The sequence below is a fragment of the Ensifer sp. LC163 genome, assembly GCF_001695855.1.
In the GTDB taxonomy this organism is placed as follows: domain Bacteria; phylum Pseudomonadota; class Alphaproteobacteria; order Rhizobiales; family Rhizobiaceae; genus Ensifer.
Map to the genome: position 1 here is coordinate 62,032 of NZ_MBSS01000023.1, position 20,142 is coordinate 82,173.

At 61.7% G+C, this 20,142-nt stretch carries 19 protein-coding genes, 2 pseudogenes and 1 riboswitch; of the genes and pseudogenes, 15 read left to right on the forward strand and 6 right to left on the reverse strand.

Features of this window, described 5'->3' with window-relative positions; translation table 11 throughout:
* Window positions 1–5 precede the first annotated feature (5 nt).
* The 4 genes and pseudogenes from BC360_RS18535 (at window position 6) to BC360_RS18550 (ending at window position 3,875) form a co-directional block, all read left to right on the forward strand.
* Entirely contained in the window at window positions 6–1,304 is a 1,299-nt protein-coding gene (locus tag BC360_RS18535) for an ABC transporter substrate-binding protein (protein WP_065786063.1), read from the forward strand.
* Window positions 1,305–1,474: 170 nt separating this feature from the next.
* Window positions 1,475–2,308: pseudogene (locus BC360_RS18540) on the forward strand (ABC transporter permease); the annotation flags it as partial.
* A gap of 1 nt (window position 2,309) precedes the next feature.
* Window positions 2,310–3,131, forward strand: coding sequence for an ABC transporter permease (locus BC360_RS18545; RefSeq protein ID WP_065796446.1), 822 nt, complete (start codon window positions 2,310–2,312; stop codon window positions 3,129–3,131).
* 6 nt (window positions 3,132–3,137) lie between these two features.
* A complete protein-coding gene (locus tag BC360_RS18550) occupies window positions 3,138–3,875 on the forward strand; it encodes an aspartate/glutamate racemase family protein (RefSeq protein ID WP_065796447.1) in 738 nt (245 codons plus the stop codon).
* On the opposite strand, the gene BC360_RS18555 is transcribed toward BC360_RS18550, so the two are convergent.
* Entirely contained in the window at window positions 3,833–4,795 is a 963-nt protein-coding gene (locus tag BC360_RS18555) for a LysR substrate-binding domain-containing protein (protein WP_083222622.1), read from the reverse strand. The two genes, BC360_RS18550 and BC360_RS18555, sit on opposite strands and share 43 nt — an antisense overlap.
* A 112-nt stretch (window positions 4,796–4,907) precedes the next feature.
* On the opposite strand from BC360_RS18555, the gene BC360_RS18560 reads away from it, so the two are divergent.
* The 6 genes from BC360_RS18560 (at window position 4,908) to BC360_RS18585 (ending at window position 11,341) form a co-directional block, all read left to right on the forward strand.
* Window positions 4,908–5,222, forward strand: a complete 315-nt coding sequence (locus BC360_RS18560) for a hypothetical protein (protein WP_065796449.1) — start codon at window positions 4,908–4,910, stop codon at window positions 5,220–5,222.
* Between the two features lie 222 nt (window positions 5,223–5,444).
* Window positions 5,445–5,670, forward strand: a riboswitch (cobalamin riboswitch).
* Window positions 5,671–5,969: 299 nt separating this feature from the next.
* Window positions 5,970–6,191: a glutaredoxin-like protein NrdH gene (gene nrdH / locus BC360_RS18565; RefSeq protein WP_065786069.1), complete on the forward strand. Its 222-nt coding sequence runs from the start codon at window positions 5,970–5,972 to the stop codon at window positions 6,189–6,191.
* A 16-nt stretch (window positions 6,192–6,207) separates the two neighbouring features.
* Window positions 6,208–6,624 (forward strand): class Ib ribonucleoside-diphosphate reductase assembly flavoprotein NrdI, encoded by a 417-nt coding sequence (nrdI, locus tag BC360_RS18570; RefSeq protein ID WP_065796450.1) that lies wholly within the window; start codon window positions 6,208–6,210, stop codon window positions 6,622–6,624.
* Entirely contained in the window at window positions 6,594–8,747 is a 2,154-nt protein-coding gene (gene nrdE, locus BC360_RS18575) for a class 1b ribonucleoside-diphosphate reductase subunit alpha (protein ID WP_065796451.1), read from the forward strand. The genes nrdI and nrdE overlap by 31 nt, the downstream gene beginning before the upstream one ends.
* 17 nt (window positions 8,748–8,764) lie before the next feature.
* Window positions 8,765–9,754 carry a class 1b ribonucleoside-diphosphate reductase subunit beta gene (gene nrdF, locus BC360_RS18580; protein ID WP_065786072.1) on the forward strand — a complete coding sequence of 330 codons (990 nt, stop codon included), beginning with the start codon at window positions 8,765–8,767 and terminating at the stop codon, window positions 9,752–9,754.
* A gap of 144 nt (window positions 9,755–9,898) precedes the next feature.
* Window positions 9,899–11,341, forward strand: a complete 1,443-nt coding sequence (locus BC360_RS18585; protein ID WP_065786073.1) for an RtcB family protein — start codon at window positions 9,899–9,901, stop codon at window positions 11,339–11,341.
* Window positions 11,342–11,422: 81 nt separating this feature from the next.
* Here BC360_RS18585 and BC360_RS18590 read toward each other — a convergent pair.
* From BC360_RS18590 to BC360_RS18610, 5 genes and pseudogenes are all read right to left on the reverse strand, one after another.
* Window positions 11,423–11,770: pseudogene (locus BC360_RS18590) on the reverse strand (Bcr/CflA family drug resistance efflux transporter); the annotation flags it as partial.
* Between the two features lie 110 nt (window positions 11,771–11,880).
* Window positions 11,881–12,165 carry an acylphosphatase gene (locus BC360_RS18595; RefSeq protein WP_065786075.1) on the reverse strand — a complete coding sequence of 95 codons (285 nt, stop codon included), beginning with the start codon at window positions 12,163–12,165 and terminating at the stop codon, window positions 11,881–11,883.
* Between the two features lie 188 nt (window positions 12,166–12,353).
* Window positions 12,354–12,674 carry a cupredoxin family copper-binding protein gene (locus BC360_RS18600; protein ID WP_065786076.1) on the reverse strand — a complete coding sequence of 107 codons (321 nt, stop codon included), beginning with the start codon at window positions 12,672–12,674 and terminating at the stop codon, window positions 12,354–12,356.
* A gap of 9 nt (window positions 12,675–12,683) precedes the next feature.
* Entirely contained in the window at window positions 12,684–13,208 is a 525-nt protein-coding gene (locus BC360_RS18605; RefSeq protein WP_065786077.1) for a DUF4142 domain-containing protein, read from the reverse strand.
* Window positions 13,209–13,299: 91 nt separating this feature from the next.
* Window positions 13,300–13,995, reverse strand: coding sequence for an RNA polymerase sigma factor (locus BC360_RS18610; protein ID WP_065796453.1), 696 nt, complete (start codon window positions 13,993–13,995; stop codon window positions 13,300–13,302).
* Between the two features lie 348 nt (window positions 13,996–14,343).
* Here BC360_RS18610 and BC360_RS18615 point away from each other — a divergent pair, with 348 nt between their 5' ends.
* The 5 genes from BC360_RS18615 (at window position 14,344) to BC360_RS18635 (ending at window position 20,141) form a co-directional block, all read left to right on the forward strand.
* Entirely contained in the window at window positions 14,344–15,234 is an 891-nt protein-coding gene (locus tag BC360_RS18615; protein WP_065796454.1) for a substrate-binding domain-containing protein, read from the forward strand.
* A 175-nt stretch (window positions 15,235–15,409) separates the two neighbouring features.
* Window positions 15,410–16,933: a sugar ABC transporter ATP-binding protein gene (locus tag BC360_RS18620; RefSeq protein WP_065796455.1), complete on the forward strand. Its 1,524-nt coding sequence runs from the start codon at window positions 15,410–15,412 to the stop codon at window positions 16,931–16,933.
* Window positions 16,930–17,892, forward strand: a complete 963-nt coding sequence (locus BC360_RS18625) for an ABC transporter permease (protein WP_065786081.1) — start codon at window positions 16,930–16,932, stop codon at window positions 17,890–17,892. The genes BC360_RS18620 and BC360_RS18625 overlap by 4 nt, the downstream gene beginning before the upstream one ends.
* A 21-nt stretch (window positions 17,893–17,913) precedes the next feature.
* Window positions 17,914–18,855, forward strand: coding sequence for a sugar kinase (locus BC360_RS18630; protein ID WP_065796456.1), 942 nt, complete (start codon window positions 17,914–17,916; stop codon window positions 18,853–18,855).
* Window positions 18,856–18,860: 5 nt separating this feature from the next.
* Entirely contained in the window at window positions 18,861–20,141 is a 1,281-nt protein-coding gene (locus BC360_RS18635; protein ID WP_065796457.1) for a D-tagatose-bisphosphate aldolase, class II, non-catalytic subunit, read from the forward strand.
* Window position 20,142: the final 1 nt, after the last annotated feature.

Consider the following 20,142-nt stretch of genomic DNA (forward strand, 5'->3'; position numbering starts at 1 on the left):
TGCGCATGACGAATGAAATTACACCGAAGACCTCGAAGGAGGGCCTGTCCCGTCGCACGCTGCTCAAGACCGGCGCCGCGGCCATCGGCGCGATTGCCGGGTCCGGGGCGATCACCGGCTTTCCGACGATCTGGGCGCAAAACCCGATCACGCTGCGCCAGTTCGGCACCGGCGTTTCCAACATCAATGCTATTGCCGAGAAGTGCAAACAGGATCTCGGCATCACACTGGAAATGACTGCGACGGATTCGGACGCCGCAGCCCAGCGGGCAGTGACGCAGCCCGATTCCTACGACATCGCCGACATCGAATACTGGATCGCCAAGAAGGTCTTCCCAGCCGGCGTGATGCAGCCGATGGATGTCTCGAAAATCAAGTACTACGACAAGATCGTCCCGCTGTTCATCGACGGCAAGCTGAAGCCCGAAAGCGTCATCGCCCAAGGCACCGCCCCCCACACGGTCGGCTTTGTCGAAGCGCAGGATTCCAGGACCTTCGCGAAGTTGCCGACCCAGTGGATGACGCTCATTCCGACGATCTACAATGCCGATACCCTCGGCATTCGCCCGGATCTCGTCGGCCGCGACATCACGAGCTGGGCCGACATCATGGATCCGGCCTTCAAGGGCAAGGCCGCCATCCTCAACATCCCGTCAATCGGCATCATGGATGCTGCCATGATCATGGAAGCCTTGGGCAACGTCAAATATGCCGACAAGGGCAACATGACGACGGATGAGATCGACCAGACGATCGACTTCCTCATCAAAGCCAAGCAGGACGGTCAGTTCCGCGCTTTCTGGAAATCCTTCGACGAGAGCGTCAACCTGATGGCCTCCGGTGAAGTGGTGATCCAGTCCATGTGGTCACCGGCCGTCGCCGCCGTCCGCTCGAAGGGCATCGCGTGCAAATACCAGCCGCTCAAGGAAGGCTATCGCGCCTGGGGTGGCGGCCTCGGTCTTGCCGCCCATCTCCAGGGCGCCCAGCTCGACGCGGCCTATGAATACATCAACTGGTACCTGTCGGGCTGGGTCGGCGCCTATCTCAACCGTCAGGGCTACTATTCGGCCGCCATGGACACGGCCAAGGGCTTCATGTCCGAGGACGAGTGGGGCTACTGGGTCGAGGGCAAGCCGGCAATGGGCGATATCCTCTCGCCGGAGGGCAAGGTCATGGAGAAGGCCGGTGCCGTGCGCGATGGCGGCTCCTTCGAAGATCGAATGGGCAAGGTCGCCTGCTGGAACTCGGTCATGGATGAGGACCGCTACATGATCAAGCGCTGGAACGAATTCATCGCGGCTTGAGACAGACGGAATGCCCTCGCTGCGGCGCACCCTCGAATGGGGCCGCCCGCAGCGAGCGGAACCCGGCCAGCAACGCGTGAGGATGAACCATGGCGGTAGTGACGATTTCGCAACCATCGGAGGCCGAGGCCGGTAGACCCAGCAGTGTCCGTGCCTGGATGCAAAGCCTCGGCGCCTATCTGCAGGCGCTACCACTCATCCTCATTCTCGGGTTCTTCTTCGTGCTGCCGATCCTGACCATTCTGGTCGTCAGCTTCTGGGACTACGACTTTGCCGGGCTTTACCCGGACTTCCTGACCATGAACTATGTCGACACGCTCGGTTCGTGGGTGACGTGGAAGACCTATCTCAACACGTTGAAATTCACCGCCCTCGTCTGGTGCCTCACACTCTTGATCGGCTTCTGGGTCGCCTATTTCCTCGCATTCCACGTGCGCACGACGACCATGCAGATGGTGCTCTTCCTAATCTGCACCGTGCCGTTTCTAACCTCCAACATCATCCGCATGATCTCCTGGATCCCGGTGCTTGGACGCAATGGCCTCGTCAATTCGACGCTGATCGACCTCGGCATCATTCCGCAACCGATCGAATGGCTGCTCTATTCCGATTTTGCCGTCGTGCTTGCCATGGTTCACCTCAATACGCTCTTCATGGTGACGCCGATCTTCAACACGCTGATGCGCATCGACCGTTCGCTGATTGAAGCGGCGCGCGACTGCGGCGCCAGCGGCCGGCAAGTGCTCTGGAACGTCATCCTGCCACTCGCCAAGCCCGGTATCGCGATCGGTTCGATCTTCGTCGTGACGCTGGTGATGGCCGATTTTTCGACGGTGCAGGTGATGTCGGGTGGGCAGAGCGCATCGGTCGCGTTGATGATGAAGAACCAGATGTCGCTGCTGCAATACCCGGCGGCGGCGGCGAATGCCGTCGTGCTGCTGATCGTCGTGCTCTTGATGGTCGCTTTGATCCTGCGGGTCGTCGACATCCGGAAGGAGCTCTGACATGGACCGCGAACGGCGCACGATGGGGTTCTACGTTCTTGCGGCTTTCTTCGGATTGTTCGTGCTGTTTCTCTATGGGCCGCTTTCGGCGGTCCTCATCCTGTCCTTTCAAGGGCCAAACGGCGGCCTCACATTTCCGCTGAACGGTTTCTCCCTGCACTGGTTTTACAACCTGTTTGAGCAGCAGGCGGTCGGTGATTTCGGCGCCTCGTTCCGTCGGTCTTTGACACTTGGTCTGATGGTGATGGTCGTCAACGTCGTTGTGGCACTGCTCGCAGGCCTTGCCTTCCGTCATCGCTTCAGAGGTGCGACCGCGCTCTTCTATCTGACCGTCGCCAGCCTGGTCGTGCCATCGATTATCATCTCGCTTGGCATTGGTGTCGTCTTCCAGCAATTCGGCCTAAAACCGGCCTGGTATTCATCCGGCTTCGGGGCACATCTCACTTGGACGCTGCCCTTCGGCGTGCTCATCATGTTCGCCGTCTTCAATCGCTTTTCGCCGGCTTATGAAGAGGCGGCACGCGACCTCGGCGCCACACCGTGGCAGACGTTCCGGCACGTGGTGCTTCCGATGATTGCCCCGAGCCTCATCGGCGTCGGCCTCTTCGGCTTCACGCTCTCCTATGACGAGTTCGCGCGCACGCTGATGACGTCGGGCAGTTACAACACCCTGCCGCTTGAGATCTACGGGATGACCACCAACGTGACGACACCGGTGCTTTATGCGCTTGGCACGGTCACGACACTCTTTTCCTTCACCATCATCCTCATCGCCCTCGCCGTCATTCTCACGCTTCGGCGGCGACACGCAAAAATGAGCTAGGCCCCGATGCGCATTCTGATCGTCAATCCGAACACCACCGCCTCCATGACCGACAAGGCGGCGGCCGCAGCCCGCGCCGTCGCGGAGCAGAGCACGGAGATCATCGCGAGGACGTCCAAATCCGGACCGGCTTCGATCGAAGGCCACTATGACGGCGCGATCGCGCTTCCGGGCCTGCTCACCGAAATCCGGGACGGCGAAGCGGCAGGCGCCAACGCCGCCGTCATCGCATGCTTCGACGATACTGGTCTGGAAGCAGCCCGCGCGCTCGCCCGCATCCCCGTGGTCGGGCTCTGCGAATCCGCTGTGGCGACGGCCGCCATGCTTGCCCAGCGTTTCACCGTCGTGACCACACTCGAGCGGTCGCGGGTGCTTATCGAGAACCTGGTCATACGCTATGGGATGGGTGCCCGGACAAAGGTTCGCGCTGCGGACATCCCGGTGCTGCAGCTTGAGGACCAGGCTTCGCCCGCGCTGGCGAAGCTGCGGTGCGAAATCGAGCTGGCGCTCGTTGAGGACGGCGCCGAGGCGATCGTGCTTGGCTGCGCCGGGATGGCCGATCTTGCGCGCGCACTTCAAGCCGAATACGGCGTTCCGGTCATCGATGGCGTATCGGCAGCCGTCAAGCAGGCCGAGGCGTTGGTGTCGCTAGGACTGACGACCAGCAAGCGCGGCTCCTATGCTCCGCCGCTCAGCAAATCCTATTCAGGTCTTATGAGCGCGCTCGCACCGATGTCGGCTTGAGGCCGTACCGAGGGGAGCGCTCCGGCCACGGCGGCCAGCAGCGCATTCGACGCAGCCGCCTCGGCAATGATCCAGTCGCGAAACGCCTGGATCTTCTTCTGTCGCCGATGGCTTTGCGGATAGACCAGCCAATAGGCACGGCCGTCCCTGACCACATGGTTGAACGGCCGGACGAGTTTTCCGCTGCGAAGCTCCTCGATCAGAAAGGTCGAGACTGCCATGGCAATGCCGTGGTTGAGCAATGTCGTCGCCACATCCATCGCCTGGACGTCGAAGATCAGTTCGGTGCCGTTGCTTGCCGGCGGCTCCACGCCGGTTTCGGTCATCCAGCGCCGCCACCAGTTGGCGTTGCCGAAGCGCCTCACCCTGAGAACGTCGGCCGGATCCTTCAGCTGATGTTTTTCCAGGAACGTCGGCGTGCAGACGGGCATGTATTCGATCGGGAAAAGAGGAAACACGTCATTGCCCGGCCAGTCACCGTTGCCGCTGCGCACCACGAGGTCGATCGCATCGCGCTTGAAGTCGATCAGCTCCGTGGACATGTGCACGCGAATGCTGATGTTTGGATGGGCTGTCTGAAACGAGGCGAGCCTGGAACCAAGCCAACTTGAGACGACGGTCGGAAGCACCGAGATGTGCAGGTGATGTTCGGTCTTGTCGGCAATCTCTGAGAAGGCCGTACCCAGCAGGTCGAGCGCCTCGGTCACCTTCGGCGCAAGTTGCCGCCCGGCAGCCGTCAACCGCACTTCCCGCGGCAGACGGACAAAGAGCGGCGTGCCGGTGCGATCCTCCAGCAGGCGGATCTGGTAGCTGACGGCGGCTTGCGTCATGCCGAGCTCCTGCGCCGCGCGGGTGAAACTCAGGTGCCTGGCTGCGGCCTCAAAGGCGCGCACCGCACTCATGGGGGGAATCTTGCTCATGCCCTGAGATAAGCATTCTTTATGGCAGCATGCGAGAAATCGCTTTGCGCGAAACCATCAAAATCCTCAATTTTCTCGCGAACAAATCACCGTAGAAATGAAGGGGTTAGCAATGCTCAGCGCGCTGCGATCGACCATCCGCCATGTCTTGAGCGCGGCCAGGAGAGCTGCCGACGCCACCACAACCATCGATACATTCAGCGAGTTCCAGCTGAGAGATATCGGTCTCACGCGCGACAATGAAGGTATCCGGGTACGTGCCGGCGACATTGCCGTTCCCTGGCAGCGCGCACCGGCTTCTGATCCGGGCAACGCGCCCTCGTCTCGCGGACCAGATCACGACGTCGCGCCGCATCCCGCCGCCTCAAGCCTCGCAGGCTTACGGGAGAAGCAAAATACAGACATAAGCACTTCCTTGTGCGATTGATCTTGCCGCTTTTGCGGCGGCATTGTCGAAGACGATCGTGCCTGCAACCTATTTCGGCCCAATCGGCGACAACATACCGACGGCGCGGCCGGTCGCCTGGCTGCATGTCGATCTGGTGCGGGCGCCGTCGTTTACTCGCCGTTATCCACACCCGAGAAAATATTGTCCACGCTGACGGACTGCTGCGGCATCGAACCTATTGACGCGATTTTCACAACATATACTATATCTAGTGTTCGAGGTTCTTCCGATTCGCAAGGATTGGGAGCGAAGATGGGAATACGGTGCGTCGTAGCGATCTCGCTTGGCTAAGCCGTGGCTGCCCCCGCAACTGTAAACGGCGAGCGACTGTCCAGCATTCGGCCACTGAAGCATGAAGCTTCGGGAAGGTCAGGACAGAAGCACCGACCCGTGAGCCAGGAGACCTGCCTCGATCGATAAACGTCCACGGGCGGGGTGTCCGGAGGGGTCTGAGGTGTAATTGAGGCAGGATGAACCCTGCCTGATTGTCTCGACGTCTCCCCGGAAGCGCCGTCTTCAACTTCGGGGTGACGTCATGTCCGCGTCATCGAATTCCTGTCATTCGCCAATGAAGAGGCGCGGGAACCCGCGCATCTGACAAAGAACTGCGCTGCTCGTTTCGATCCGAGCAGGCCGCAATCATGCCAGCCCTGCATTTCGCCGGATCGCTTCTGCGTATCCGCATGCCTTTTCATGCCCAGCTCCAGCCGACCAAACGAGGAAGAAATGAACGTCACCGTCTACAGCAAGCCCGCCTGCGTCCAGTGCACCGCAACCTATCGCGCGCTTGACCGTCAGGGCGTCAACTACGAGGTGATCGACATCTCGATCGATGAGGACGCGCTCGAGACGGTCAAGGGCCTTGGCTACATGCAGCTTCCCGTCGTCGTCGCCGGTCCGGACCATTGGGCCGGCTTCCGCCCCGACAAGATCAGCACGCTTTCCTAAAGCGAGGCGCGTCGCGATGGGGCTGATCGTCTATTTTTCCAGCCGTTCGGAAAACACCCATCGCTTCGTCGGCAAGCTCGGCCTGCGCGCCAGACGCATTCCCGTCAGCGCGGCTGATGCGCCGCTCGACGTGCAAGAACCCTATGTGCTCGTCGTGCCGACCTATTGCGGCGACGACGGCAAGGGTGCCGTGCCCAAACAGGTGATTCGCTTTCTGAACGATGCGGACAACCGCTCCCACATCCGCGGCGTGATTGCCGCAGGCAACAGCAATTTCGGCGCGACCTATGGGACCGCCGGCGACGTGATCGCGGCCAAGTGCCAGGTGCCCTATCTCTACCGGTTCGAACTCTTGGGCACCGATGAGGACGTCGCCAATGTCAAAAACGGGATGGAACGATTTTGGACGTCTCAACACTCGAACGCTCCTTGAAGGCGACGGAAGCGGCGCTCGATTACCACGCGCTGAACGCGATGCTGAACCTCTATGACGAGGACGGCAGGATACAGCTCGACAAGGACCGGCTGGCGGCAAAGCAGTACTTCCTGCAGCACGTCAACCAGAACACCGTGTTCTTCCATAACCTGCGCGAAAAACTCGACTACCTCGTGGTCGAAGGCTACTACGAGCAGGAGGTTCTCGATCAATATTCGTTCAACTTCGTGCGCGACCTGTTCGATCACGCCTATGCCAGGAAGTTCCGTTTCCCGACCTTCCTCGGCGCCTTCAAATATTACACCAGCTACACGCTGAAGACGTTTGACGGAAAGCGTTATCTCGAGCGCTACGAGGACCGCATCTGCATGGTGGCGCTGACGCTGGCGCGTGGCGACGAGGCCTTAGCGCGCGACATGGTCGACGAGATCATTTCCGGCCGCTTCCAGCCGGCGACGCCGACTTTCCTCAATGCCGGCAAGAAGCAGCGCGGCGAGCTCGTCTCCTGCTTTCTGCTGAGGGTCGAGGACAACATGGAGTCGATCGCGCGCGGCATCAATTCGGCGCTGCAGCTGTCGAAGCGCGGCGGCGGCGTGGCGCTATCGCTCACCAACATCCGCGAGGCGGGTGCGCCGATCAAGCAGATCGAGAACCAGTCGTCGGGCATCATTCCGGTGATGAAGCTGCTGGAGGACGCGTTTTCCTATGCCAACCAGCTCGGCGCCCGCCAGGGCGCGGGTGCCGTCTACCTCAACGCCCACCACCCCGACATCATGCACTTCCTCGACACCAAGCGGGAGAATGCCGACGAAAAGATCCGCATCAAGACGCTGTCGCTCGGCGTCGTCATCCCGGATATCACCTTCGAACTCGCCAGGAACAACGAGGATATGTACCTGTTCTCGCCCTATGACGTGGAGCGCGTCTACGGCGTTGCCTTCACCGACATCTCGGTCACCGAAAAATACCGGGAAATGGTCGCCGACAGCCGCATCCGCAAGAAGAAGATCAGGGCACGCGAGTTCTTCCAGGTGCTGGCCGAGATCCAGTTCGAGTCGGGCTATCCCTACATCATGTTCGAAGACACGGTGAACCGCGCCAACCCGATCGCCGGCCGCATCACCATGAGCAACCTGTGCTCGGAAATCCTGCAGGTCAGCGAAGCCAGCACCTACAACGACGACCTGTCCTACAAGCACATGGGCAAGGACATTTCCTGCAACCTCGGCTCGCTGAACATCGCCGCGGCGATGGACAGCGCCGATTTCGGCAAGACGATCGAGACCTCGATCCGCGCGCTGACGGCGGTGTCCGACATGAGCCACATCGCCGCGGTCCCCTCTATCGAGAAGGGCAATGACGACAGCCACGCGATCGGCCTCGGCCAGATGAACCTGCATGGCTATCTCGCCCGGGAACGTATCTTCTACGGCTCGCAAGAAGGCATCGATTTCACCAATATCTACTTCTACACTGTGACCTACCACGCGCTGCGCGCTTCGAACCGCATCGCGATCGAACGCGGCGAGAGCTTCAAGGGCTTTGAAAACTCGAAATATGCTTCTGGCGAATATTTCGACAAGTACACCGAACAGGAATGGAAGCCGGCAACCGAGCGGGTGCGCGAACTGTTTGAAACCGCCGGTGTCCATATTCCGACGCAGGAGGACTGGCTGGAACTCAAGCAGGCCGTGATGACCTCGGGCCTCTATAATCAGAACCTTCAGGCCGTGCCGCCGACCGGCTCGATCTCCTACATCAACCACTCGACATCCTCGATCCATCCGATCGTCTCGAAGATCGAGATCCGCAAGGAAGGCAAGATCGGCCGCGTCTATTACCCGGCCCCTTATCTCACCAACGACAACCTCGAATACTACCAGGATGCCTACGAGATAGGCCCGGACAAGATCATCGACACCTATGCCGCCGCGACCCAGCACGTCGACCAGGGCCTGTCGTTGACCCTGTTCTTCCGCGATACGGCCACGACCCGCGACATCAACCGCGCGCAGATCAACGCGTGGAAAAAGGGCATCAAGACCATCTACTACGTCCGCCTCCGCCAGATGGCGCTCTCCGGCACCGAGGTGCAGGGCTGCGTCTCGTGCACGCTCTGACATCCGGGAAAACGATAATGAACGTTCAACTCAAGGCGAAAGCCGCCAAACGCCCGGGCCTGGTCCGTGCCATCAACTGGAACCGGATCGAAGACGACAAGGATCTCGAGGTCTGGAACCGCCTCACCGGCAATTTCTGGCTGCCGGAGAAAGTGCCGCTCTCCAACGACATTCCGTCCTGGGAGACCCTCAAGGCGGAAGAGCAGAAGCTGACGATCCGTGTGTTCACCGGTTTGACGCTGCTCGACACCATCCAGAACGCCGTTGGCGCGGTGAAGCTGATGGACGATGCGTCAACGCCGCATGAGGAAGCGGTGCTTTCCAACATTTCCTTCATGGAGGCCGTGCACGCGCGCTCCTATTCCTCGATCTTCTCGACATTGTGCCTGACGCCGGATGTCGACGACGCCTATCGCTGGTCGGAAGAAAACGAATTCCTGCAGCGCAAATCGGCATTGATCCTGGACCAGTACGCCTCGGCGGATCCGCTCAAGAAGAAAGTCGCAAGCGTCTTCCTGGAGAGCTTCCTGTTCTATTCCGGTTTCTATCTGCCGATGTACTGGTCGAGCCGCGCCAAGCTGACCAACACCGCTGACATGATCCGCCTCATCATCCGCGACGAAGCGGTGCATGGCTACTACATCGGCTACAAGTTCCAACGGGGTCTTGAGAAACTGAGTGACGCTCAGAAGCAGGAGATCAAGGATTTCGCCTTCGAACTGCTGCTGGAGCTTTACGACAACGAGACCCGCTATACCGAGGCACTCTACGACAGCGTCGGCCTGACCGAGGACGTGAAGAAGTTTCTGCACTACAACGCCAACAAGGCGCTGATGAACCTCGGCTACGAGGCACTGTTCCCGGCGGACGCCTGCAAGGTCAATCCGGCGATCCTGTCGGCGCTGTCGCCGAACGCCGACGAGAACCACGACTTCTTCTCCGGCTCCGGCTCCTCCTATGTCATCGGCAAGGCGGTCGCGACCGAGGACGAAGACTGGGACTTCTAGATCGGCCGATCACTTTGCTGCCCTGAGGATGTGCCGCCGGCGCCATGCCGGCCGCACCATTGACTGCCGGCCCGCCTTCGACTAGAGAGCGCGCCAATCCGTATTGCCGCGGCTGCTGAACCCAAGGCAACGGAGAAATAAGCAATGTCCACCCGACATAACCCTATCGTCCGGAACGACGTCGTTTCCGGGCATGCGATCAGGTCCGTCGTCGCGATCGACGAACCTGAACACCAACGCGCGCGCGCACTCGGCGATCTCGCCTCGGCACTTCCATCACCGGAGGCTCTGGCGATCCATGATGCCGTGGCGGGACGCATCGTCACGACCCCAGACTTCCACCCGGGAAAACCGGTGCCGGTCGGACTTGTCGCCGACATCGAGAATGCCGTCATTCCGCATCTGATCGGCAACGATATCGGCTGCGGCATGCGCATGATCGTGCTCGACGACATCACCGAGGACGACCTCCGACCGGATCTGGAAAAGCACCTGCGGCATGTGTTCTTCCAGGGTGGGCGCGATATTGCCCTCACCGGCAGAGATCGTCACGCGGCGCTCAGGGACGGCGTGCCGGGCCTGCTCGAAAACCTGGCGGGCAAGCGGCAAGGCCTGCTCGCTCGCCTTGACCTGGCAGCCGCCTGGGCCGATGTCGTGCGCACATCGGATGATGGCTGCTTCCGCTCGGACGCCATCGACCCGGACTTTGCCGACTATGCCGCATCAGATGACCGGCACCGGCATGACGCCATCCTCGGCACCATCGGCGGCGGCAATCACTTTGTCGAATTCGGCGTAGTCGAGCGCATCGTCGATGGCGGTTTTGCCCGCGCCGCCGGGCTGAAGGCCAGGAGTGTGGTTATCGTCGTGCATTCCGGCTCGCTCGACTTCGGCCAGCGGATTGGGACGGCCGCGAGGGAGCGGGCGCGGCAGTGCCGCACGACTGCGCGTGACGACGGCATCATCTCCAGGACCCGCCACGCCGACCTCTACCGACGGTATCTGAACGGCCATGCCAATGCTGCGAACGCCGCCTTCGTCAATCGCTTCCTGATTGGCCTGGTGGCCGTGGAAGCCCTGTCGCGGACCCTCGACCGGCAGGTCGGACACCGGCTCGTTTACGACGCGCCGCACAACACCGTGTGGGACACCGGCAAAACCATTCGGCACCGCAAGGGCGCCTGTCCGGCGCGCGGCCCGGGCGCGCTTAAGGGATCGCCCTACGAATGGACAGGCGAACCGGTTATCCTCCCCGGTTCCATGGGTGATGGCACCTGGTTGCTGCGCGGGCTGGGCGCGGCGGAAGGCATGGAGTCGTCGGCCCATGGCGCCGGGCGCAAGCTCTCGCGCCAGGAGGCACGCACGGCGAAGACGACACTTGCGGGTCTGCGCGTCATCGGCCCGGTCGACACCGCGAGCCCGGCAGTCCGTGGTCGACCGGACATCCTCGCCGAGCTCCAGGGCCGTCTGAAAGAGGAAGCACCCGCCGCTTATCGGCCGATCGACCAGGTCGTCGATCCGATGGTGGCAACCGGCCTGGTTGCCCGGGTCGCCCGCATCAGGCCGGTCCTGACCGTCAAGGGATAGGCCTGCCCGAGAACTGAAACGCCGGGGAAGCAGAACGGGCTTCCCCGGCGTTTCATGCACGCATTCCCTGGATTTGCCGCGTTACTCCGCCGCGACCACGCGGCTGCGGCCGATGGTTGCCTGCGTCAGCAGGAACGCGCTGACCGCGCAGATCGCAATCCCCGCGGCCATCGGAAGGGCGGTTCCGTCGAAGAAGACGGCGGCGAGGATCATGGCGACGGCCGCTGTGACGAAATGCAACGTTCCCATCAGCGCCGATGCCGTACCGGCAATCTCGCCGTGATCCTCGAGCGCCAGCACCGCGAAGGTGGGAATGACCAGACCGAGAGCGCCGTAGCCGACGAAGAGGAATGCAGCCATGACCGGCAACTGGTTGAAGCCGAGGCTCATGACGATGAACATGCTGGCCATGGTCAAGGCGAAGCCGGAGCTCTTGGCCAACCGGCCCAAGCCATCGGGTCACCGCGGTAATTCTTGTCACCGCGAGCTCAACGGCAAGCGCCTGCCCGCAACCGCGTAGCGCCGGTCTTGCCTGTCTTCTAGCCGGTAATCTGGAACCCCTGCACCGGATCGGGCAAGGCGACCGGTTCGGTTTCGACATTGACGACGGCGGCTTCCGCCGGCCCAATCCAGAGCCGCTCGACCATATTTGCAAGCGCGGCATCGGAGCCGACGATCATCGCCGCCACCGATCCGTCGCGCTCGTTGCGCACCCAGCCGGTGACGCCGAGACGCTCCGCCTCCCGGCGGGTCCAGATGCGAAAGCTGACGCCCTGCACCCTTCCGCTGACACGAACCAGCATCGCTTTGCGCTCTCTGATCATGATGGCACCTGTTGCCGATACAGAAGAGAAACTGGCGCGTGGGTCGACAAAAGCAAGTCGCCCAGCAAAGCGGATGCATTCGGCACTACTGCATGCTTCCTTAAATCCTATCCGATGTAAGGATAAAAACATGCAGCAATTCAAAGTGCTGCAGCGACCTTTGCGCGTCTGATAGGACGCGCGGCGCTTTAGGGTTTCGTCACCGAAATGCGGCCCTTCATGTTGGGATGGAAGCGGCAGTAATAATCCACCTGCCCCGACTCTCCCACGACAAAGCTTGCGGTCTTCTTGGCTGGGATCAACACTTCCCCGCCGCCGTTCGAGGTCGCGGTATGGACGAGGATATCCCTGTTGACCCACTCGATCGTGTCGCCCACCCGTGCCTCGATCTCTGCCGGAACAAACGCCATTTTTTCGATCGTCACGCGGATTGTTTCTGCCCGCACATCGACGGCGCCATTGCCGAGCAGGAGCCCGGCAATGGCAATGAGATAAAATCTGGATCGCATGGCCGCGCCCTACTTCAGCGATGCGGCAACATGCTCGGCATGCTGCTGGTGACCCTGAAAAATCTTCAAGCCGGTCTCAAGCAGTGCCTTGAGCTCGGGATTGCTGGCCGACGGAATGAGCAGAGTTTCCAGCGCTCCATTCACCTGCTTGTGGTAGGCGACTTCATTGTCGACATAGGCCTTGTCGAAGCTTGCGCCGTCGAGCTTGGCAAGCTTGGCGCGTTCATCCTCGGCCGCTTTCGCGAGCGCCTTGCTGGTATCATTGTCCTCCGGCGTCACCTTGAGTTTTTTGACAAGATCGAGTGCTTGCGTGTTCACCGCCTCGTGGTCGCGCACCATATCCTCAGCGAACGAAACGACAGCCTCGTTGCTGGATTTCGAAATCGCGAGCTTGGCGTTTTCCACGTCGATCACTCCGGCCGTATAGGCGATATGAGCGATCTGCGGATCGGCCGGCTTGTCTGCCGCCTGTGCCAGGGACGCAAGACCGAGCAGGCAAAGCGTGGCAAGCGCAGTCATTGGTCGCATGTTCATGGGTTTCCTCCCTCATCCGGCGCGCGTGGCGCGGGATCTGTTTGCAGTTGACAGCCATTGGATGCCGCCTGCCCGGAAAGGTTCCCGCAAATCAATTGGAAAGACCAAGTCGCCCCATGACGGATGCCGCCAATCGCGCGCAGCGTCGCCCGGCAAAAGGAAAAGCGTCCAGCAGTACCGGGCCGATCTGTTCATGCAACTGCTTGCGCACAAGATGCCGGGCCCGATGCAGCCGCGTCTTGACGGTCTCCGGGCGCAGGCCAAGCAGGTCGGCCGTCTCCTCGACGCTCAGGCCCTCGATCACCCGCGCAACAAACACGGTTCTGTAGATATCAGGCAGGTTGTCGGTCGCCCGTTCCACCAGGTTGAGGATCTGTCGCTGCGCCATCATACGTTCGGGATCATCGGCGCTTGCCGGCAGAGGAAACTGAATGACCGTCGCGTCGTGGCTGTTACCGATCGGGCGAAGCACGTCGGCCTTGCGGCGCCCCTGGCGCAGCCGGCCGAGCGCCTCGTTAATGACGATGCGCGACAACCAGGTTCCGAGCGACGATTCGCCACGAAAGTTCGCGAGATGCGCGAAGGCAAGCACATAGGCTTCCTGCACGATGTCTTCCGCTTCGCTGTCGTTTCGAATGATACCTCTGGCAATCCGATAGAGGCGTTGGTTGTGGACCTGCATGATCGTCATGAAGGCTTGCCCGTCACGTGCGATCGCCCTTTGCGCCAGTTCCATGTCCGCAGTCGCGTCCGTTATCGCAATCGTGCTTGGTCGAATATGTGCCATGACCGGGCCTCCCGCAGCATTAGATGCACGGTTGCGCCAAAGGTTCCCGTCATTTCTGTCCAATTACAAGCACGTGCCCTCTCCTTGGAAACGTTTTCCGGGAAGGCGGTTGCGCCATTGTAGCAGGCTTTCGCTTCGCGGCCCGACCGCCGAATTCATAGCCGACCACCCAGGCGAGAGGCCACAAATTTCTCTCGCTACCATGTTACGATTTTCATCGCGTATTTTTAAAAGTTGACGCGCGAAAAGTTTTGTGGTTTTTACAGCATCGCCAAGACGGTGATGGGAGGGCCCTCCTGCTTGGCAGCCAAGACCAAAGGCCCACGTCGTTTCCAAGGGAGGAAACCCATGAACATGCCCCGTATTCTCAAGGCGCTTGTCGCCGGCACGGCACTGGCGCTGATTGCATCGGCCGCATCGGCTGAAGGCATCGGCGCCTCGCTCCTGACCCAGCAGCACCCGTTCTACATCGAGCTTGCCGACGCGATGAAAGCCGAGGCGAAGGAGAAGAACGTCACGCTCGAAGTTGCGATCGCCAACCAGGATCTCAACAAACAGCTCGCCGACGTCGAGGATTTCATCGTCAAGGGCGTCGACGTCATCGTCATTTCGCCGGTCGATAGCCAGGGCGTGCGCGCCGCGATCGAAAAGGCCGAGAAGGCCGGCATCAAGGTGATCACCGTCGACGTGCCCGCCAACGGCGCGACCGTCACCTCGCATATCGGCACCGACAACTTCACCGGGGGCGTCAAGGCTGGCGAGCTGATGGCGAAGGTTCTCGGCAACAAGGGCAAGGTTGCCGTCATCGATTACCCGACGGTCCAGTCGGTGGTGAACCGCGTCAACGGCTTCAAGGACGCAATCGCCAAGCATCCGGAGATGGAAATCGTCGCGATCCAGACCGGCATCACCCGCGCCGAAGCGCTTGCCGCCGCCCAGAACATGCTCCAGGCCAACCCTGACATATCAGGCATCTTCGGCTTCGGCGACGACGCAGCACTTGCCGCTGCCGTCGCCGTCAAGGCGGCAGGCCTCGAAGCCCAGGTCAAGGTCATCGGCTTCGACGGCATGAAGGAAGCCCGCGACGCGGTCGACACCAACCCGGTAATGGTCGGCGTCATCCAGCAGTTCCCGGACCAGATGGGCAAGCAGGCGGTCGACACCGCCGTCAAGGTTGCCGCCGGCGAACAGGTTCAGGCCGAACAGCCGATCGTGCCCGGCGTCTATACCGCGAAGTAAGTCCTCCCAGGACAGCCGCCGCCCGAGGGCGGCGGCACCCATACGATGAACGTCTCCGGCCTGCTGCATAAAAGATGCAGCAATTCAAAGTGCTGCAGCGACCTTTGCGCGTCTGATGAGACCCGCGGCGCTGTCGCTCCGGAGCCGCTTCTCGGCGCGATCCAAGGAGGCCGCCATGCATGGTTCGACCACGGACACCGTTCTCAAGATCAGCAATGTCACAAAATCCTTCGGGCAGGTCGCCGCGCTGAAGAATATGCGGCTCGATGTCCGCCGCGGCCGCGTGCATACGCTGCTCGGCGAAAACGGTGCCGGCAAATCGACACTGATGAAAATCCTCGCCGGCGTTCACTCGGCGACGTCGGGCGACATTAGCCTTAACGATCAACCCTATCGACCGGCCAACCCGCAGCAGGCATCAGCCCTGGGGCTCGCGATCGTCTTCCAGGAATTGAGCCTCTGCAACAACCTGACGGTGGCGGAGAACATTCTTGCGACGCGCGAGCCGCGCAAGTTCGGCTTCATCAACGACACGGCGCTCATCGCCAAGGCGAAGGCCATCGTCACTGAGCTCGGCCTGCCGATCGACGTCACCGAAAAGGTCGGCAATCTCTCGATCGCCCAACGTCAGTTGGTCGAGATCGCCAAGGGCCTCAGCCACGACGCCAAGGTCGTCATTCTCGACGAGCCGACCTCGTCGCTCAGCGACAGCGAAGCCGAGATCCTGTTCGACATCATCGGCCGGCTGAAAAGCCGCGGCGTCGCCGTCATCTACATTTCCCACCGCATGGAAGAGATCATGCGGCTCAGCGACGACATCACCGTCATCCGCGATGGCGAGTATGTCTCCACCCATGATCGCGACGACGTCACCATCGAGGCGCTGATCGCGCTGATGGTCGGGCGCCGGATGGAGGAGATCTATCCCCCGGCGATCCATGACCGGTCGACGGCAAGCGCTGCCGATCAGCCCCCGGTGCTTGCGGTCGAACGCCTGACACGCGACGGCGAGTTCGAGGATATTTCCTTTAAGGTCGGCGCCGGCGAGATCCTCGGCTTCTTCGGTTTGGTCGGCTCCGGACGCTCGGAGGTGATGAACGCGCTGTTCGGCATGAAGAACGCCGATGGCACCGTGCGTCTCAACGACCAGGACGTGCGCTTCCGCTCGCCGGCCGAAGCCATCGCCCGCGGCATCGGCTTCGTCACCGAGAACCGCAAGGAAGAGGGCCTGGTGCTCGGGCACAGCGTCGAGTGGAACATCTCCATGGCGGCACTGCCCGATTTCACAGGCCCGTTCGGCTTTACCCGCAGCGGCGCCGAGCGGAAGGCGGCGGCAACCGAAGTCGGCCGGCTTGCCATCAAGACGCGCTCGCTCGACACCCCGTCCGGCGCGCTCAGCGGCGGCAACCAGCAGAAAATCGTGCTCGCCAAATGGCTGCTGACCCGGCCGAAGGTGCTGATCCTTGACGAGCCGACCCGCGGTGTCGACGTCGGTGCGAAATTCGAAATCTACAAGATCATCCGCCAGTTGGCGGCCGAAGGAACGGCAATCCTGCTGATCTCCTCCGAGCTGCCGGAGGTGCTCGGAATGAGCGACCGTGTGGTCGTCATGCATGAGGGCGTGCTCGGCGCGACCCTTGCCGGCACCGACCTCACTCCCGAAACGATCATGGCGCACGCGACAGGTTTCCAATCATGACCCAGCAAACTGCAGCCCAGGCCGCCCTCGTCAGGGCATTGAAGCAATATGGCGGCATCTTCCTCTCGCTGGTGATGCTCTGCATCATCTTTTCCTTCCTCAATCCGCGGTTCATGTCGGTCGTCAACTTCATGAACATCCTGCAGCAGGTGGCTGTGATCGCGATCGCCGCCTTCGGCATGACCTGGGTGATCCTGCTCGGCGAGATCGACCTGTCGGTCGGCTCGATCATCGCGGTGGCCGGCATGGTCGGGGCGCAATGTTTCGCCTTCGGGCTCGGCTTCGGCCCGGCACTCGCCGTGACGCTGGTCGCGGGCGCGCTGATGGGGATGCTGAACGGCGTGTTGACGGCGAAGCTGCTGCTGCCATCGTTCATCGTCACCGTCGCCACCATGGGCATCTATCGCGGCCTCGTCAGCCTACCGACGAACGGCGCGCCGGCGATGATCGACAACGCCACCTGGACCGCCATCGGCACCGAAAGCTTCCTCGGCCTGCCCATCATCATCTGGGTCGTCGCCGTCCTCTTCGTCATCAACCAGATCCTGCTCAGCAAGACGAGCTTCGGGCGCCGTGCCTATCTTACCGGCGGCAACCGCGAAGCGGCGATCTATTCGGGCATCAAGGTCGACCGCCTCAAGATCATCATCTTCATGATCTCGGGCGTCATGGCGGCGATCAGCGGCGTGCTGCTCTCCTCGCGGCTCTTCTCCGCCCAGACCAATGCCGGCATGAGCTATGAACTTGATGCCATTGCCGCGGCCGTTCTCGGCGGAACCTCGCTTGCCGGCGGTGTCGGCACCATGGTCGGCACGCTCATCGGCGCGCTGATCATCGGCGTGATGAACAACGGCATGAACATGCTTTCCGTCCCCTATTTCTACCAGCTCATCGTCAAGGGCCTCGTGATCCTTGTCGCCGTTTGGCTCGACGTTCGCGCCAAGCAGGCAAAGCGCTGACCCGACACGAGTGACAGACCCATGCACAAGATACTGACGATCGGCGAGATTCTCGTCGAGATCATCGCCACCGAAAAGGGCGACGGCTTCCGGCAGCCAACACCACTGATCGGTCCTTTCCCCTCCGGGGCGCCTGCCATCTTCATCGACCAGGTCGGCAAGCTCGGCCAGGCGAGCGCGATCATTTCCCGCGTCGGCGGCGACGATTTCGGTCACGCCAATCTGGCGCGCCTGGAAGCGGACGGCGTCGATATTTCCGGCATCGCGGTCGATGCACTCGCCACAACCGGCAGCGCCTTCGTTCGCTATCGCGATGACGGCAGCCGCGCCTTCGTCTTCAACATCCGCGACAGCGCCTGCGGCACCATTCGCCTGGATGATAAGACGATCGCCCTCGTTCGCAGTTGCAGCCACATGCATGTCATGGGGTCGTCGCTTTACGCGCCGAGCGTGGTCGAAAGCATTCTGGCGGCGATCGACATCATCAAGGCGGCAGGCGGCACGGTCTCCTTCGACCCTAACCTTCGGGCAGAAATCCTCGAAAGCCCCGGCATGCGCGAAGCGCTGAGATCGGTCCTTGCCAAGACCGACGTGTTCCTGCCGAGCGGGGCCGAACTCTTCCTTTTCACCGAGGCAAAGAGCGAGGCGGAGGCCATCGCCGAACTCCTCGCCTCCGGCATCAAGGTCGTCGTCGTCAAGCGCGGCGCCGATGGTGCCAGCTATTTCGATGCGGAAACGGCATTCACCCTCCCCGGCTTTGCGGTCGAAGAGGTCGATCCGACCGGGGCGGGCGACTGCTTCGGCGCCACCTTCGTCACCTGCTGGCTGAATGGTGCTGCACCGCGCGAAGCGCTCGAACTCGCCAATGCCTCCGGCGCCCGCGCCGTGATGATCTCAGGCCCGATGGAAGGCGCCTCGACCAGAGCAGAACTCGAAGCCTTCATCAGCGCGCGAAAGGATTGAGCGTCATGAAACCGAACTATCTGATCGATATCGCCCAGTGGCGCGACCGTCCGGGCCTGCGCGGCATTCCCTCGATCTGCTCGGCGCATCCGCTGGTCATCGAGGCCGCGATGCTGCGTGCCCTGAAGGAGGGCACGCATCTCTTGATCGAGGCGACCTGCAACCAGGTCAACCAGGACGGCGGTTATACCGGCATGACGCCGGCCGACTTCACCGGCTTCGTCGGGCAGATTGCCGCAAAGGCCGGTTTCGCCATGAAAAAGATCATCCTCGGCGGTGATCACCTGGGTCCCAATCCTTGGAAGCATCTGCCGGCCGATGAAGCGATGGCGAAGGCCGAAGCGATGATCCGCGCCTATGCCCAGGCCGGCTTCACCAAGCTGCACCTCGACACCAGCATGGGCTGCGCCGGCGAGCCGATAGCGCTTCCCGACGCAACGACGGCGTCACGCGCCGCGCGGCTTGCCGCTGCCGCCGAAGATTCCATCCGTGGACGCGATGGCATCGCCCCGGTCTATATCATCGGCACCGAAGTACCGGTCCCCGGCGGCGCGCTCGAGGAATTGGACACGCTGGAAGTCACGGCACCGGAAGCAGCCGTCGAGACCGTCGACATTCACCGGCAGGCATTCAGCGATGCCGGTGCCGGCGCGGCCTTCTCCCGGGTTGTCGGCGCCGTCGTCCAACCGGGCGTCGAGTTCGGCAACGAGAACGTCATTGCCTATGACCGGCCGAAGGCCGCTAAGCTCAGCGCTAGCCTGACGAAGCTCGACGGTCTCGTCTTCGAGGCACACTCCACCGACTACCAGACGCAAGAGGCGCTTCGCGACCTGGTGGCCGATGGTTTTGCCATCCTCAAGGTCGGCCCCGGTCTGACCTTTGCCTTACGGGAAGCCCTTTACGGCCTCGACCAGATCGCCGCCTTCCTGTTTCCCGATGCACGGGCCAAGACCCTGGCCGAAGTCACTGAAGAGGTGATGCGCGAGGAGCCCGCGAATTGGGGCAAATATTATCATGGCTCACCCGACGCACTGCGCCTTCAGCGCCATTTCTCCTATAGCGACCGCATCCGTTATTACTGGCCGCACCCGAAGGTCGCCAGCGCCGTGGAAGAGCTTCTTCGCCTGCTCGATGGCGTCACCATCCCCGAGACGCTGATCAGCCAGTATCTCTCGGGCAGTTACGAGCGCGTGCGAGACGGCCAGGTGCCGCCGCAAGCAAAGGCGCTGGCGATCGCCGCCGTCGACGCGGTTCTGGAGGATTATTTCACCGCCTGCAAAGGATAGA

Coding starts and splice junctions, on each gene's coding strand:
- BC360_RS18535 (WP_065786063.1), top strand. CDS start 6: ATGACGAATGAAATTACACCGAAGACCTCGAAGGAGGGCCTGTCCCGT.
- BC360_RS18545 (WP_065796446.1), top strand. CDS start 2,310: ATGGACCGCGAACGGCGCACGATGGGGTTCTACGTTCTTGCGGCTTTC.
- BC360_RS18550 (WP_065796447.1), top strand. CDS start 3,138: ATGCGCATTCTGATCGTCAATCCGAACACCACCGCCTCCATGACCGAC.
- BC360_RS18555 (WP_083222622.1), bottom strand. CDS start 4,795: ATGAGCAAGATTCCCCCCATGAGTGCGGTGCGCGCCTTTGAGGCCGCA.
- BC360_RS18560 (WP_065796449.1), top strand. CDS start 4,908: ATGCTCAGCGCGCTGCGATCGACCATCCGCCATGTCTTGAGCGCGGCC.
- nrdH (WP_065786069.1), top strand. CDS start 5,970: ATGAACGTCACCGTCTACAGCAAGCCCGCCTGCGTCCAGTGCACCGCA.
- nrdI (WP_065796450.1), top strand. CDS start 6,208: ATGGGGCTGATCGTCTATTTTTCCAGCCGTTCGGAAAACACCCATCGC.
- nrdF (WP_065786072.1), top strand. CDS start 8,765: ATGAACGTTCAACTCAAGGCGAAAGCCGCCAAACGCCCGGGCCTGGTC.
- BC360_RS18585 (WP_065786073.1), top strand. CDS start 9,899: ATGTCCACCCGACATAACCCTATCGTCCGGAACGACGTCGTTTCCGGG.
- BC360_RS18595 (WP_065786075.1), bottom strand. CDS start 12,165: ATGATCAGAGAGCGCAAAGCGATGCTGGTTCGTGTCAGCGGAAGGGTG.
- BC360_RS18600 (WP_065786076.1), bottom strand. CDS start 12,674: ATGCGATCCAGATTTTATCTCATTGCCATTGCCGGGCTCCTGCTCGGC.
- BC360_RS18605 (WP_065786077.1), bottom strand. CDS start 13,208: ATGAACATGCGACCAATGACTGCGCTTGCCACGCTTTGCCTGCTCGGT.
- BC360_RS18610 (WP_065796453.1), bottom strand. CDS start 13,995: ATGGCACATATTCGACCAAGCACGATTGCGATAACGGACGCGACTGCG.
- BC360_RS18615 (WP_065796454.1), top strand. CDS start 14,344: ATGAACATGCCCCGTATTCTCAAGGCGCTTGTCGCCGGCACGGCACTG.
- BC360_RS18620 (WP_065796455.1), top strand. CDS start 15,410: ATGCATGGTTCGACCACGGACACCGTTCTCAAGATCAGCAATGTCACA.
- BC360_RS18625 (WP_065786081.1), top strand. CDS start 16,930: ATGACCCAGCAAACTGCAGCCCAGGCCGCCCTCGTCAGGGCATTGAAG.
- BC360_RS18630 (WP_065796456.1), top strand. CDS start 17,914: ATGCACAAGATACTGACGATCGGCGAGATTCTCGTCGAGATCATCGCC.
- BC360_RS18635 (WP_065796457.1), top strand. CDS start 18,861: ATGAAACCGAACTATCTGATCGATATCGCCCAGTGGCGCGACCGTCCG.